At 43.8% G+C, this 14,448-nt stretch carries 12 protein-coding genes and 1 other RNA gene; all 13 read right to left on the minus strand.

The genetic code is table 11. From position 1 onward, the window contains the following. Positions 1-3: 3 nt before the first annotated feature. The 13 genes from T546_RS0105010 to T546_RS0105065 all read right to left on the minus strand — a co-directional run bounded on the left by T546_RS0105010 (position 4) and on the right by T546_RS0105065 (position 14,412). Entirely contained in the window at positions 4-801 is a 798-nt protein-coding gene (locus T546_RS0105010; RefSeq protein WP_026890681.1) for a Nif3-like dinuclear metal center hexameric protein, read from the minus strand. Beyond that, a complete protein-coding gene (locus T546_RS0105015) occupies positions 788-1,489 on the minus strand; it encodes a tRNA (adenine(22)-N(1))-methyltransferase (RefSeq protein ID WP_034597975.1) in 702 nt (233 codons plus the stop codon). The genes T546_RS0105010 and T546_RS0105015 overlap by 14 nt, the downstream gene beginning before the upstream one ends. 21 nt (positions 1,490-1,510) lie before the next feature. Further along, positions 1,511-2,626, minus strand: coding sequence for an RNA polymerase sigma factor RpoD (rpoD, locus tag T546_RS0105020; protein ID WP_026890683.1), 1,116 nt, complete (start codon positions 2,624-2,626; stop codon positions 1,511-1,513). Between the two features lie 129 nt (positions 2,627-2,755). Then, complete coding sequence (gene dnaG / locus T546_RS0105025) at positions 2,756-4,528, minus strand: DNA primase (RefSeq protein WP_026890684.1); 1,773 nt, start codon at positions 4,526-4,528, stop codon at positions 2,756-2,758. A gap of 36 nt (positions 4,529-4,564) precedes the next feature. Further along, positions 4,565-5,575, minus strand: a complete 1,011-nt coding sequence (locus T546_RS0105030) for a deoxyguanosinetriphosphate triphosphohydrolase (RefSeq protein WP_026890685.1) — start codon at positions 5,573-5,575, stop codon at positions 4,565-4,567. An 89-nt stretch (positions 5,576-5,664) separates the two neighbouring features. Further along, on the minus strand, positions 5,665-6,495 hold the full coding sequence (locus T546_RS0105035) for an AraC family transcriptional regulator (RefSeq protein WP_026890686.1): 831 nt from the start codon (positions 6,493-6,495) through the stop codon (positions 5,665-5,667). 72 nt (positions 6,496-6,567) lie between these two features. Continuing rightward, positions 6,568-8,271, minus strand: a complete 1,704-nt coding sequence (locus tag T546_RS0105040; protein WP_026890687.1) for a S8 family peptidase — start codon at positions 8,269-8,271, stop codon at positions 6,568-6,570. 48 nt (positions 8,272-8,319) lie between these two features. Further along, positions 8,320-10,596: a SpoIID/LytB domain-containing protein gene (locus tag T546_RS0105045; protein ID WP_026890688.1), complete on the minus strand. Its 2,277-nt coding sequence runs from the start codon at positions 10,594-10,596 to the stop codon at positions 8,320-8,322. A gap of 89 nt (positions 10,597-10,685) precedes the next feature. Further along, a non-coding RNA gene (gene ssrS / locus T546_RS24960) (6S RNA) lies at positions 10,686-10,864 on the minus strand. A 75-nt stretch (positions 10,865-10,939) separates the two neighbouring features. Further along, a complete protein-coding gene (locus T546_RS0105050; RefSeq protein ID WP_026890689.1) occupies positions 10,940-11,194 on the minus strand; it encodes an HPr family phosphocarrier protein in 255 nt (84 codons plus the stop codon). 34 nt (positions 11,195-11,228) lie between these two features. Next, positions 11,229-11,999, minus strand: coding sequence for a GNAT family N-acetyltransferase (locus T546_RS0105055; protein WP_026890690.1), 771 nt, complete (start codon positions 11,997-11,999; stop codon positions 11,229-11,231). 61 nt (positions 12,000-12,060) lie between these two features. After that, a complete protein-coding gene (locus T546_RS0105060) occupies positions 12,061-12,705 on the minus strand; it encodes an HAD family hydrolase (RefSeq protein ID WP_026890691.1) in 645 nt (214 codons plus the stop codon). A 12-nt stretch (positions 12,706-12,717) separates the two neighbouring features. After that, the gene (locus T546_RS0105065; protein WP_026890692.1) at positions 12,718-14,412 is read right to left on the minus strand and encodes a phosphoenolpyruvate carboxykinase (ATP); all 1,695 of its coding nucleotides are present in this window, start codon (positions 14,410-14,412) and stop codon (positions 12,718-12,720) included. Between the last annotated feature and the right edge of the window lie 36 nt (positions 14,413-14,448).

A 14,448-nucleotide genomic window follows, 5' to 3' on the forward strand; every position in this document is an offset into this window, starting at 1 on the left:
TCCTTATACCAATGTCTGAGGAAATACCACTTCTGCCTTTTTGATCGTCAGCATTTCGCCTGCTTCCCGTCTTAAGTAATCTTCCATAAAATCAAGGAAAAGATACTCCAGGCCGTAATGTCCTGCATCAATAACAGCCAAATGATTGGCCGCAGCATCAATGCCGCTGTGATGTCCAATGTCACCGGTAACGAGTACCTGGACTCCGGCATTCAGAGCAGATTTAATCATGCTCTCCCCTGATCCGGGACTAATGCCGATAAAGTCTATTGTCTCTCCCGGTGCGTGCTCTCCATATATGGTAAGAAACGGAAGATCAAACCGTTCTTTTACAAGATCGGCCAGCTCCCGTATCGTAAGCTTCTCTTTTAAATACCCAGTCTTGCCAATTCCATAAGGAACTTCCTCTAACATCCCTTCCTGCTGCAATACCTTTGTCTCAGTCAGCTCCAGTTTCTGGGCTGCGGCATCGGCCATACACCCTGGCGCTGAGTCGAAGTTAGTGTGCATGGCATAGTAGGATATGTCATTGCGTAAAAGGCTTAGAACACGCCTTCCAATAAAATCCGTGTCATTAATCTTTTTTAAGGGCTTAAAAATAAGAGGATGGTGGGTAATGAGCATATCTGCTCCCCAGCTGATTGCTTCTTCCACCACTTCGTCTGTGGCATCCAATGCCAGAAACACTTTTTTTATCTCCTTATCGCTTCTTCCCGCCAAAAGTCCTACATTATCCCAGTCACAGGCACAGCTTACCGGTGCAAGCTGTTCCAGTTGTTTTATGAGTTCATCGCATCGCATCTTGTGCCTCCTTATTCCAGGACAGCTCTGTCTTAAGCTCCCTCATTCTCTTTTCAGCGGATTCACTTTCGCCTTTTAAAAGGCCCTTTAGGATTTCCTCTAATTGGATCTCTTCTTTCTTTAAGTACTCTGTCAGAACAGGGTCCTTGGATTCCAGAAGACTTTTTCCGTAACGGTATGAAATCTCACGTCCGTCGTGGTTGTTATCAAGAGGCTTTCTAACAGCTCTCATGACCACATAATACTTACCGTCTTCCTTTATCATAGTCTCCTGCTCGATGAAAAATGCCTGTTCCAAAAGGAACCGGCGCATCTTTTGAAGCTCTGATTGGGGGGATAAGACCCAGTTAGGGATATGATCCCATAAACGGCGGCCTTCCTCCAGAATATGTATCATCAGTTCTCCGCCCATTCCGGCTATGACAACACAGTCTGCTTCGTCTTTTTCCAACTTTAAAAGTCCGTCGCTTAAACGGACTTCAATCATATCGGAAAGGCCAGCTTCTGCGATATGAGACTGGGCCCTGCAAAGAGGGCCTGTCCTCACATCCATAGCAATGGCATGGGCTGCTTTTCCTTCCTGTACCAAATGAATGGGTATATATCCATGGTCCGTTCCAATATCAGCCACTTTACTTCCTTCTGGTATAAAAGAAGCTATGGTTTCCAAACGCTTTGATAATTTCATGCAAAAACTCCATCTTATGTCTTAATCGTCCAGGTAGTCCTTAAGCTTTTTGCTTCTGCTGGGATGGCGCAGTTTACGAAGTGCTTTGGCTTCTATCTGTCTGATTCTCTCTCTTGTAACATTAAATTCTTTTCCCACCTCTTCCAAGGTTCTGGGCCGGCCGTCGTCAAGGCCAAAGCGAAGCTTTAATACCTTCTGCTCTCGTTCAGTCAGGGTATCAAGAACCTCCATGAGCTGCTCATGAAGCATGGTGAACGTAGCCGCATCCGCAGGAACTGCCACCTGGTCATCCTGAATGAAATCGCCTAAATGGCTGTCCTCTTCCTCACCGATAGGAGTCTCTAAGGAAACCGGCTCCTGAGAAACCTTCATGATTTCCCGCACCCGGTCTACCTGCATATCAGCTCTTGCTGCAATCTCTTCCGGAACAGGCTCCCGCCCAAGCTCCTGTAAAAGCTGCCTGGATACACGGACCAGCCGGTTGATGGTTTCCACCATATGAACCGGAATCCGAATGGTACGTGCCTGATCGGCAATCGCTCTTGTAATAGCCTGTCTGATCCACCATGTGGCGTAGGTGCTGAACTTATATCCCTTGCGGTAATCAAACTTTTCAACCGCCTTAATTAGTCCAAGGTTGCCTTCCTGAATCAGATCAAGAAACTGCATGCCTCTGCCAACATAACGTTTTGCTATGCTGACTACCAATCGTAGATTGGCTTCTGTCAGGCTTTGCTTTGCAAAATCATCCCCGAGTTCTATATTTTTAGCAAGCTCTATTTCATCTTCGCTGGAAAGAAGAGGCACTTTTCCGATCTCCTTTAGATACATACGTACCGGATCTTCTACACTGACACCTTCCGGGACAGAAAGGTCAATGCTTTCCATATCGATCTCTTCTTCCTCCTCAATATCCTCTTCGATAAAAAGGTCTTCGTCCAGATCTAAGTCCTCCACCCCAATTTGAAGTACATCAACCTTATTGGATTCTAAAAAATCAAAAATCTGATCCAGCTTATCGGAATCCAGCTTTTCATCGGCAAAAAAATCCAGAATCTCCTGATTTTCCAGTACATTCCGTTTTTTTCTTGCCAGTAAAAGAAGCTGGTTTAATTTCTCCTCAAATGCCGCAGCCATCTCTTCGGCTTTATTCTCTGCGATTTGTTCCTCTTCCGTCTTTCCTGATCCCACCATCTTATCTGCTGTCTTCTTCACATTTTCGTCCATGTTATTCCATCCTTCCACAGCCTGCCTATAGTGTACACCCTAATCCAGCGAAATATGCAAGTCCTTTAACGCAGCCTGTTCCTTTATGATTCTTTGCAGTTCTTCTATCCCTTCTGCATGCCTGCTGGCGTAATCCAGACTGTTCTTTTTCACCTTCATAATCGTTTCCGAAAACGCCTTTTTCTGTTCTTCATTATTCAGGGACTCATTTAAGCTCGCATGAAAAAGACCTGCGACTGCCCGGTATTGATCATCATCGTTAATGAAATGATTCAAAATCTCAGCCGGATTCAGTGTTCCGGCAGCGTGTCCGTCAAAAACCATCCGTGCCACATTATAATACAGTTCTTCTATAAAATCTTCCGGAGTAATTACCCCATGAATCTTATCAAATAGTACCGGATTTTCAATCAGCCAGGTAAGAAGCAGTCTCTGTGACTGTTTCACACCATCTTCCTTATCTTTTTTCTTCTGGCCTTTAAACCCTTTTTCCTCTTCTCCCCTTGATGCAGTTCCGGCTATCCCTAACGATGCTCCCAGACGATTGACCAGACGCTTTAAATCTTCGTAATTTATAAAAAACTCTCTGGAGACCGCTTCTAAATAATTCTCTCGCTCCAAAGCTTCCGGAAACTCAAGCAATTTTTTGGCTACCTGATTGTAAAAGGCAGTCTTCTGCTCCGGGTCATCCATCTTATAATCCTTTTTCAGCACATCAATTTCATAGAGAAAACTATTTCTTGCTTCCTTGATTCTCTCCTGAAACGCATCCGCACCCAGATTCTTAATGAAATCGTCCGGATCCTTATAAGGCTGCATATTCAGCACACGTATGGACATTCCAACCTCTTTCAAAATAGGAATTGCCCTAAGTGCCGCTTTAATACCAGCCCCATCACTGTCATAGGTAAGAATCACTTTATCCGTATATCGTTTTAAAAGCTGAGCATGCTGGAGAGTGAACGCCGTACCAAGGGAGGCTACCGCATTGGTAAACCCGGCCTGGTGCATGGCAATCACATCCATATATCCCTCACAGATTAATATGTATTTTTCCCTGGAAAGTCTGGCATAATTCAGTCCGTATAAATTCCGGCTCTTATCAAAGAGCTTTGTCTCAGGTGAATTCAGATATTTAGGCTCTCCTGTTCCCATGACACGTCCGCCAAATCCGATGACACGGTTGTTCACATCCATAATAGGGAACATGACGCGGTTCCAGAATTTGTCGTAGGTCCCACGCTCTTCTATGGTCACAAGGCCAGTCTGCTTTAAGATTGCATCATCATACCCTTTCCCTTTTAGATATCGATACAGATCATCGCTGGTCTTATTGGAATATCCAAGGCCAAAACGAACAATAGTTTCATCGCTTAACTCCCTGTCTCTTAAATACTTATATCCCAGTTCTCCCTGAGGGTTTTTCAGCTGATAGTAAAAATAGCTGGCTGCCAGCTTATTAATCTCCAAAAGAGCTGCTCTTAAATCTTCCTGTGCCCTGGCTTCCTTGCTGTATTCCTGAACAGGAAGTTTTACTCCCGCCCGATCAGCCAATACTTTCAGCGCCTCGGAAAAAGAGTAATTTTCATATTCCATCACAAATGTAATGGCATTGCCGCCTGCACCGCATCCAAAGCAGTAGTACATCTGTTTCCCAGGTGACACGGAAAAGGAAGGCGACTTTTCATTGTGAAATGGACATAGTCCAAAGTAATTGCTTCCTTTTTTTTGCAGCTTGACATATCCCGAAATCACATCTACGATGTCATTCTTCATTCGGACCTCTTCAATTGCATCCTCCGAATATCGCATGAAGCCTTCATCCTCCTTCCTATATCGTTCAATTTCCTAAATGGCTTTCCATGCTTTCGGGACAAACAGCGCTTCGAATTTGACAATGGAATAGCTGTCGCTCATGCCTGCTATATAATCGCAGACAGCCCGCTCCTTGCTTACTCCCTGCTTCTCCATAAAATTTCTGTATTCTTCCGGAAGCTTGTCCGGATTATCCATATAGTATCGGAACAGCATTTCAATCAGCTGCTGGGCCTTTCCTTCTTCTGCCTTAGGTATCTCATTCTTATAAACATTGTTGAACATCCAGGTACGAAGTCCCTGCATGGCCTCTTCCATATGAGGCGACATGATAATCTCCTGCTTTTCAAAGCTGTTTCCAATAATGTCATGGATCAAATTATTCAGCCGTTCCCGTACACTGTGTCCAAGGATTCCTGTAAAACGTTCCGGCAGGTCCTCCTCCACAAACATCTTTGCCCGAATGGCATCATCAATATCATGATTGATATAGGCAATCTTATCGGAAAGGCGTACGATACCGCCCTCTAAGGTGGATGGCCGTCCACTGGTACGGTGGTTTAAGATGCCATCTCTTACCTCCCAGGTAAGATTAAGACCCATACCGTCTTTTTCTAAAAATTCCACAACCCTGACACTCTGCTTATAATGCTCAAATCCTTCGGAGCAGATCCGGTCAAGGACCGCTTCTCCGGAATGTCCAAAAGGAGTATGTCCCAAATCATGTCCCAGTGCAATGGCCTCTGTCAGATCCTCATTCATACGAAGTGACTTGGCTATGGTCCGGGCAATCTGAGACACCTCCAGAGTATGGGTCAGTCTTGTGCGGTAATGATCGCCTTCCGGCGCCAGGAATACCTGGGTTTTATGCTTTAATCTGCGAAATGCCTTACAGTGGATGATCCGGTCCCTGTCTCTTTGATACGCAGTCCGGATATCACAGGAGTCTTCCATACGCTCTCTGCCCCTTGTATTCTTACTTAAGGAGGCATAAGGGCTTAAGTATGCTTCTTCCCATTGTTCTGTGGATTCCCTGATATTCATTCAATCACATCCTTCGCCCAAAGTTATGGTACATTATATCATATTTTCTGTAATTTTAATACCCTATATTAAAATATTTGCAATTCCCATTACCGATTCGCCATTGTGTGCTTCCGGTAGGTACTGGGGAGACATCCATACCTTTTTTTAAAGGCCTTGGAAAATGATCTGCTGTCCGGAAACCCATGATTCATGGCAATTTCTCCAATCTCATGATCCGTTCCAACCAGCTCCCTCACCGCATATTTTACACGCAGGTCAATCAAATAGGTCCGGTAGTTGACCTGCGCATATTTCTGAAAGATTCTGGATAAATAAGTGGAACTGAAACCAAACCGTTCCGCGACTTCCTCAAGCTTTAATTCCTGGTCGTAATTGTCCCTCATATACTGGGTGACATCTGATAGTTTATCCAGCTGTTTCTTCTGGCGGAGCACCTCTTTATCCATTGATTCTGTTTTAAACTCCGTGATCAAAAGATAGAGAAGCTCATAAAACTGACTTTTGACCTTTAAGCTATAGCCGTAATCCTGTTTTTCATAAATGGAAAACATCGAGGTAACAAGGTCCGCCAATCGTTTATTCTGAACATCGTCTTTCTTTTCAAAATTAATATAACCATCTTCGCCCAGATATTCTTTAAACGTACCTCCTGGAATTTGCAGCACGATTGTTACATTTGGGTCCGGACATTCAATGGAATGGACCTCATTGGAATTTACCAGTACAAAATCCTGTCTGGCAAGAGATAAATGGCTGTTATTGATGTAGAAATCAATTTTTCCTTCCTGTACCAGAAAAATTTCCACGGAATGATGCCAATGCTTTGTTACTTTATACTTCCCCTCCCTGCCCTCAAAAATAAACAGCCGGAAAGGCAGGTCGTCGTTGGGGATGACAAGTTCATATCTGACTTCCATTAGATACCTCCCGAAAATGATCTGTTATTATTATAAATCATTTTCTTCTAATTTCCAATGGTTTTAAATGTGCTATACCGGCAGGCTGTCACTGACACATAACACTCCGTACCCCAGCTCAGGGTTTGGGTACTGGGATATCCCAGGAAGCTTTCTCGTCCCCCGGATCAGGTATGCCTTCACCTTTTCCCCAAATAAGAAAGGATCTCTGCCATCAACAATTCCCCATTGCATGAGGAGTGCTGAACTTCCTGTTACAAACGGTGTTGCAAAAGAAGTACCGGTGACTGATTCATAGCCTCCCCCTGCTTTGGCTGCTATGATTCCCACCCCCGGAGCAGCCAGATCCGGCTTTACTAGGTTGGTCCTTCTGGTAAACCCTCTTCCAGAAAAATCGGCATAAGACTGATACGTATCATCGTAAGCCCCAACTGAGATTACTTTGTTTGCTGTCGACGGAATGGTCAGAGTCGTTTCAGGAGTTGGCCTTAAAAAACGTGTAGATTCGTTAAGAACCCCAGCTGAGGGAAGCCACAAATCATATTTACCCTCTACAATTTGTCTGGGGGTTAAACGAAACTTCCAGATACCGCTGTCTATATAAGAATCAAGGGGCAGAAAATCTAAGTATATCTCCTGGGCTACACTGTAAGGTCCTGGTTTTCCGTAGTATAAAAGAATCCGGGTGTTCCGGTAGTTTATGGTCTGAGGTCCAAGTCTGCTGCTGATTGGCCCGATCACTTCACCAGATGGGGTAATAATGCTGATATCAAAAATATCTGCATAGGATTTCCAGAGCTGAACGCTGAAGCTTTGCTGGTATGACCCTACACTTAATTCCACCTCCTCGGGATTTGCCATGGTAAGAACTCCGGAAATATGACCGCCTGCAACTCCTTCATTTCCTGTACCTACAACAATGACGGTTCTTCCATAATTAGAAATATCATCGAGAAAGGTTTCTAAAAGGCTGGTCCCATCGTGGGAACCGTATGTATTTCCAAAGCTTAGATTAATTGCCACCGGCATCTGTCTGTCCACAGCTTCCTTCACCACAAAATTAACAGCTCTCATAAGCTCCGTGGTTCTTGGAAATCCGCCTTCCTGGGGAACTCCCAGCTTTACCACTATCAGGGGACTTTCATATGCAATTCCCCGGTATTGGCCTCTGTTTTCTCTTCCATTTCCGGCTGCAATGGAAGCGACTGCGGTCCCATGTCCACTAATATCCACTGAGGGGACTAAAGCTCTTGCACCGGCCCGGCTTCCGGTCGCCAGGGCTGCATCGATTTCTTCTTTGGTAAAAACCCGGTCCAAAGTCTGATCCCAAAGTAAAAGGATTCTGGAGGTTCCGTCGGGATTTCTAAAATCGTCGTGGTAATAATCAATCCCAGAATCAATAATGGCCACCAGGACTCCTCTGCCGTCTAAATTATTGCTTCCCTGTTGGACCAAATTGACGCAAGAGGCCGATTTTGCCTGATTAATAGCAAAAAACAGCCTCTTTGGTTTTTCCACGTATTCAATTTGAGGCAATTCACTTAAACGGTCAATTAAGGATTCGGGAACCCTTAATATAGCGTATTCATTTACCATCTGTTCTACCCTTATCCCCAGGACGGACAGATTACTGATATCTCCGGAATGCTTTACAATCACATCCCAGGAATTTTCTTCAGGATTATATCCAACATTTAAATTTCCTGATTTTGCCCGTTCCTCGGGGGTGGCACTCAAGGCAAGATTCAGCAGGTTTTCCAATTTTTGATCTTGCATATGATGATCCTGCGTTTTTTCTACTATCTTACGCAAACAAAGTCATTTTCATGACTTTGTTTGATCTGCTTCCCGTACTTCCACTCCGTTATAAAAGAATTTTAATATATCTTCAAAGCTCTTTCCTTCTTTAGCCATTGCCTGAGCACCATTCTGGCTCATTCCAACTCCATGACCAAAGCCGCCGCCATAGATATGGAAGGTAGTAATATTTTTATCATCCACGCCCTGATTCTCAATTGCAATATATGCACTTGGCAGGGAATCAAAATTTTTCATGACGCTGCCGTCTTTTTTATTAAGGACCATGTACTTGTTGCCCATCTTGGCTCTTACCTGACCTTCGCCGCTGATGGTCATTACACCGTCAGAACCTTCCACCCTGATTTTCTTAGCGATTCCTCCAACACCTCTTTCCGTAACCGTAATATTTAAAATAGAACCGACTTCCGTAATCTCTTCTTCTAACTGCCGATTGGTAACCGTGGTATCCCACCGATACATGGGATAAGAAGAATCATAGGCTGGATAATCTTTATTCTTTATAAATGTATCAAAATCTGAGTTGGTCGATAAATTAAGCACACCCTTGTTATCCTGCATCAGCGTTCCATCTAAGTATGGAAACTGAGATGGATTTCCTCCCCACACACTGCCATCTGTGGTGTGTCCGCAGGAAGTAGAAAAGTAAAATGCTTCAATGGGAGTATCTCCATAGAACAATAGCTTTCCATAAGTCTCACGCACTGCTTCCTGAGTCTTTGCTGCTGTAGGCAGATTGTTATATACCTGGAATCTGGTGCTGTCATCTACATGAGCACCGTATTTACTGTAGGTATTGCTTTGAATCTGGCGGTATGCATAAGTTCTTGCACAGACGGCCTGAGCCTTTAGAGCTTCTTTCTCATAGCTGTCGGGCATCTCACTGGGAACTACCTTCGTTAAATAATCCTCTAAGTAAGTCTCATTAATAAGAAGCAGCCCATCGCCTTCCTTCCGTATCTCAATGGTGCCGTCATAGGCTGGCGTTCCATAGGATCTGTTTATGGAATTAACCGTAATCGCATCTCCTTTTTCCAAAGGCGCTGCAACAATTCTGCCATCCTTTAATCTTTCATCAGAGGTATCGATTACGACCTCTGCCTTTGCAGGAATCTCCACCTTTTCTTCTCCAAAGGTAAGTGTCAGTCCGCTTACCGCAGACAGGGTAACGGATGAGTGAAAAATGGACTGAAAGTTGGTATTCATCAAAAGGACCCGGATGCTCTTTGCATCAAACTCTCTTACCAGCAAGGCCGCACAGATTTTTCCATGGGCAACAACAAAATCCTGTATATCGTATCCCACCAAAATATCAGCCAGAGTTTTTTCCTCAAATTGACCGTATAAGCGGTAAACCTTAAAGTCTTTATCCAGCTTTAAGCTCCCATATCCTTCCACTTCAATGGAATCGTCCTTTACCGCCAGCACCTTACCGGATATCTTCTTCTTTTTTAAGGTAACCTTCTGAAGGCTTCCCTTTTTTAAGGTGACATCAGCCACATTATTGGCGAAATTATCAGCTTCCCCCAGGGAGGCTTCCAGTGGAAAGCTTCGCTCCACTAACCCTAAGTGAATAATAAAAGTTTTGCCATCTCCGGTGGTTAACCATGCATTCTTATAAGTAACCGTATCGGTGACTGCTTCCTTCATTGCAATGATTTCATTGCCTCTTACAAGGAGTTTCAGTTCCCAATCTATGTACGAATCAAGGCTGATACCTTCAAATTGAAAATTCCCCTGACTGGTGTATGCCGTCCAGGGAAGTGACCCATTCACATTGGTTGGAGTTCCATAAAGAAGAACATCAAGTTCCTTTATATTACCTTCCTTGTCAAGGGACTTTTTAAGCTCATCGTATAGGTTCCACCAGGCATCCGCAGATATCTGCTTATTCTTTTTTTTCTTCCCCACTTTAACATCTTTCCCAGAACCAGGTACCAGGGCCTCAGCCAGTTCCTCCGCATCTTTATAGGTCAGAAAGCCTTCCGCTGTCTCTTTTTTCGCAGGCACCTCACTGGGATTTAAATAACCTCCCCCATAGAGATAGCTCATGTATTTTACATACCAGTTGTTCTTTTCTGCCTCCGAAAAATATTCCTGCTTTTGATCTGCCAGAGCTTTCTCACAGCTTTCCCTGTCCGTCAGAAGAAGAGCCGCTGACTTATAAGCAAGTCCTCTGGATATCCCTCCTGGCTCTGGTTCGTTCACCAGAATAATCACTATGAGCAACAAAACCAAAAGAGGAATTCCCACAACAAATCCAATAAATGTCTTTTTATTCATGCGCTCCTCTTAACTCTTTTTTATTTTTCTATACTTTACCATATTTATAAATAAAGTTAAAGCAGCGATTTCTCGCTGCTTTTTTCTTTTGTAACCCCAAAATGCCGGTTCTTACTTATTGACGCCTAGCGATGCTAGGTGGGCAACCTCACTCAGGTTTCTGCCTTCCACTGCTAAGGAGGCCTGACATCCACCTGAAAATATTGGAATCCCATGAGTCATAATGTAGGTTCAAAAAAGGTAAGAGTGTCGCGCATTCCAGGAATCACATTCATCATGCTTCTATGGCATTTAGTATACACCACTTCGACCTGATTTACAAGTTCCTTTTACTGTCAGTTTCTTAACATTTGCCGCCAATCAGCCTGCCATGTTCCACGTACAGTTCCAGATGCTTTAACAGAGAATCACAGGAATCTTCCTGGATCATTAACTCCAACCCTTCCACAGTTGCCAGAGAAAGTACAGACAGCAGGGATTTTGCATTGACAATACTGTCACCACAAACCAACTGCATACGCTCCTTAAACTTCCCGGCAATTGTTACAAACTCAAGAATGGATTCAACCCCCCAAAAACCGATTTCCACCTTTCTCATCCTAAGTATTCCTCCTGATTACAGTACGTAAAATTTAAAGCCTGTATACTTTATACTCTTTTTCAAAAATGTATCCTAATTTTTCCGCAAGACAGGTCGATGGTATATTATCTGCATCCCAGCTCGGATTAATCCCCTGTTCCAGGCAGGAAAGAATAAAAGCCGCGCTGCATGATAATGCAAGACCTCTTCGTTCATATTCTTTTCTGGTCGCTACTGTTACCTGAATCATACCTTCGCTGATTCCATAAGCAGAGCAGCCGGAAACCAGGGTATTTCCTTCTAAAGCAGCAAATCCAAGCCCATTCTTTAAGAACTCTTCCGGTGTTTCGAAATTGGAACAAAATTCCCGGCTCCATTCTTCTTTCAGGGCCAGATCATATAAACTCTTATCCATCTTTTTTATGCGGATTCCAGTATGTGGAATTTGTAAAAAACGATTTAAATCAGTCTCGGAAAAATGGTTCCGGTCCTTTCTCATGGCGTAGCGGGATGAGATTCTGAATTCACCAAAAAAGGTTTCCTCCAGCCATTCCTCCCAACGCGCATCGGCAGGCGTAATAAATCCATGTCTGCACTGTAACAGCAAATGCTTTTTCAGTTCCATGGCAATTTCACCCTTCGGACATATGCCGAACAGATAAACGAAATTCCCCAGAAGTATCAGGCAAAACGATGGATTATCAAGTTCAGGAACCCAAACCCGGCCCATCCGCCCTTCTGCAGCACCCCGGGGCAAAACGCTTTCCGCCGTACTGCACAAATGTCTGATGATCTGTCTTTTTTCTTTTCCTAGTTCTATCATAAAGATCCTCCTTCCCGATATCAAAAAGGACTGTCCCCTGTTAGAGACCTAGTATAGCACACTATAAAAGATTCTGCAAATCAAAAATTGTTTCTGCTATTTTTAAAGCTCCTGCTTCCTCTAATTCCTGTCTGCTTCCATAGCCATATAATACGCCCACAGAATCAATGGAAACTTCCCTGGCACCAAGAATATCATGCTTTCTGTCACCAATCATAACAATACTGTCCGGATCTTTCAGACCGCATTCTTTCATGACATAACGAATGACATCTGCTTTCTTATCCCTGGTGCCATTTAAGTCGCTTCCTCCCATAAAAGTAAAATAGACATCAAGGCCAAAGTGTTCCATGATCTGCCTTACAAAGACTTCCGGCTTTGAAGATGCCACGTAGAGTTTATTTCCCCGATCTACCAGGGATTTTAAAACTTCCTCGGCACCTTCAAAAACTTTATTATCAAGAATTCCTTTGTCTGTGAAATACTCACGGTAAAGAATCACGGCTTTATTTGCATCTTCTTCTGAAAAGTTATAAAATTCCATAAAACTATCTTTTAAAGGCGGCCCAATAAATGGGCAAAGTTCATCTCGGTCCTCGATCTTAATCCCAAATTTATTCAGGGCATATTGAACCGATTTTGTGATTCCCTCTTTCGGGTCTGTCAGCGTACCGTCTAAATCAAACAGCAGATGTTTTTTATCCATGGACTTTCTCCCTTATATTCCAAGTTCCTCTACTACCTTTTCAATGGCTTTCAGCGCATCCTCGGGCAGTTTATCATATCCTTCTTTTAAAACAGCGGTGTTGGCAACAAACCGTAAACGCTCTTCCATTCTTGCCTTAAACTGAGTTCTGTAGCCCTCATCGGAAAGATCCGGTACAAAGCCTTCCCATTCAAAAATCTGAATATCACTTAAAGGTCCCCACTGGTGGAAGTCTGCCCTACCATCGAGAATCGCTTCGATGATTCCAAGTGTATCCTGAGGTTTTACTTTTTTGCCCATGAAATCTCCGGTATTGATGATATAGCAATCTACATTCTTTTCTTCCACCAGCTTTTTAAACTTGGCATAATCATTTGCCAGAGGATAGGTTCTGAATGGATTGGCATATGGTACGACTACAAGTGCGTCTGGATCTACACCTGGGGCCAAGCGTTCCGCTGTGGACCGTTTGGTTGCAAGGGTCGCTCCCATAACAGAAGCAAGGGATGCTCCCTTTAATTTTACAACTGGCGGAATCGTAGGATCCTTCATAATCCAGAAAATAGCGTTTACCGGTTCTTCTATCTTGTCCACCCGGTTAGGAGACCACAGTCTTGATTTAATGGCACGTCCGTTACCGTTTCTAATATCCTCGGTAACAAGCTGGATCTTGCCGTTCAAATCCAGGGTACAGCCGCAATTCTGAGCGGTAAGGAGATATTTATTGTCTTCACATCCCGCCGGATAATCCTGGGTCTTATCAAAATACGTCGGTTCCAGTGCCACGGAAACGCAGGTATCTGTATTGATAATAAAAGCATCATCGTGAAGTACTGTAACCTCATACTTACCGTCATGCTTTGCATGAGTAAGGGTGGATTTCCCGGAGCCTGACAATCCAAAAACAGATGCAACGTATTTGGAGCCGTCCTTTAAGGTGTACTTTTTCTGGCCTCCGTGGCAGGAAGCATATCCATTCCGGTTAGCAAGTGCCCAAGCCATGGTCAGAGTTCCCTTTTTGTGCTCCCCAAAATATCTCATACCAAGAATTGCTGCACAGTTGTGATCCGTATTAAAGTAACATAAGCATTTGGGATCACTTAAGCAGGATAAATCAACACCCGGCCTGTCTAAGCCGCTCCACTGAGGATCTGAGAAAAGATAAATATCCGGCTCATTCCCATTGCCTACCGGTTTGGAGGAACGATACATTCTTACATATTCATCTGAAATGTACTGGAAGTTTAACATCCAGTTGTACATGATATTTTCTTCACCCTTAGGAATTAACAGATGGGCTTTTACCATAAACTCAGGATCAAGGCCTACAAAGACCTCTGCATGATAGAGAGTTTTATGGCGCGTTTCATAAACTGCATCCATTAAGATTTTGTCAAGAGCAGCACAATCGACGGAAGGCTCATTGGCAATCTTTCTGGCCGTGGAGTACCTGCCGGTAACTGCCCCGTCATTAAAAAGAAGGACTTTTGCGTCCTTATCCAGTCCGAATTCCTGTCCCCGGTAAATAGGGAGGTCTGTAACGATCGTCCCTGGGGAATTTTTTGCCAGCTCATACGCTTCCTTCAACGTCTGGATTTTAATTACGTTATTGCCATAAAACGGGGTTTCAATGATGGACCGGGTAGCCGAAAAACCTGGCTTATCCTTTCTGATTTCCTCCGCTGAATAATTTGCCTTTGATGACATTGGAATTCCTCCCTGAATAAAATTTTTCCCCATTAT

The sequence above is a fragment of the [Clostridium] aerotolerans DSM 5434 genome (assembly GCF_000687555.1).
Lineage (GTDB): Bacteria > Bacillota > Clostridia > Lachnospirales > Lachnospiraceae > Lacrimispora > Lacrimispora aerotolerans.

Excerpts from the sequence above, each read along its gene's own strand:
- T546_RS0105055 (WP_026890690.1), bottom strand. The coding sequence starts at position 11,999 with ATGATAGAACTAGGAAAAGAAAAAAGACAGATCATCAGACATTTGTGC.
- T546_RS0105015 (WP_034597975.1), bottom strand. The coding sequence starts at position 1,489 with ATGAAATTATCAAAGCGTTTGGAAACCATAGCTTCTTTTATACCAGAA.
- rpoD (WP_026890683.1), bottom strand. The coding sequence starts at position 2,626 with ATGGCTGCGGCATTTGAGGAGAAATTAAACCAGCTTCTTTTACTGGCA.
- dnaG (WP_026890684.1), bottom strand. The coding sequence starts at position 4,528 with ATGCGATATTCGGAGGATGCAATTGAAGAGGTCCGAATGAAGAATGAC.
- T546_RS0105010 (WP_026890681.1), bottom strand. The coding sequence starts at position 801 with ATGCGATGCGATGAACTCATAAAACAACTGGAACAGCTTGCACCGGTA.
- T546_RS0105030 (WP_026890685.1), bottom strand. The coding sequence starts at position 5,575 with ATGAATATCAGGGAATCCACAGAACAATGGGAAGAAGCATACTTAAGC.
- T546_RS0105060 (WP_026890691.1), bottom strand. The coding sequence starts at position 12,705 with ATGGATAAAAAACATCTGCTGTTTGATTTAGACGGTACGCTGACAGAC.
- T546_RS0105050 (WP_026890689.1), bottom strand. The coding sequence starts at position 11,194 with ATGAGAAAGGTGGAAATCGGTTTTTGGGGGGTTGAATCCATTCTTGAG.
- T546_RS0105035 (WP_026890686.1), bottom strand. The coding sequence starts at position 6,495 with ATGGAAGTCAGATATGAACTTGTCATCCCCAACGACGACCTGCCTTTC.
- T546_RS0105045 (WP_026890688.1), bottom strand. The coding sequence starts at position 10,596 with ATGAATAAAAAGACATTTATTGGATTTGTTGTGGGAATTCCTCTTTTG.
- T546_RS0105065 (WP_026890692.1), bottom strand. The coding sequence starts at position 14,412 with ATGTCATCAAAGGCAAATTATTCAGCGGAGGAAATCAGAAAGGATAAG.
- T546_RS0105040 (WP_026890687.1), bottom strand. The coding sequence starts at position 8,271 with ATGCAAGATCAAAAATTGGAAAACCTGCTGAATCTTGCCTTGAGTGCC.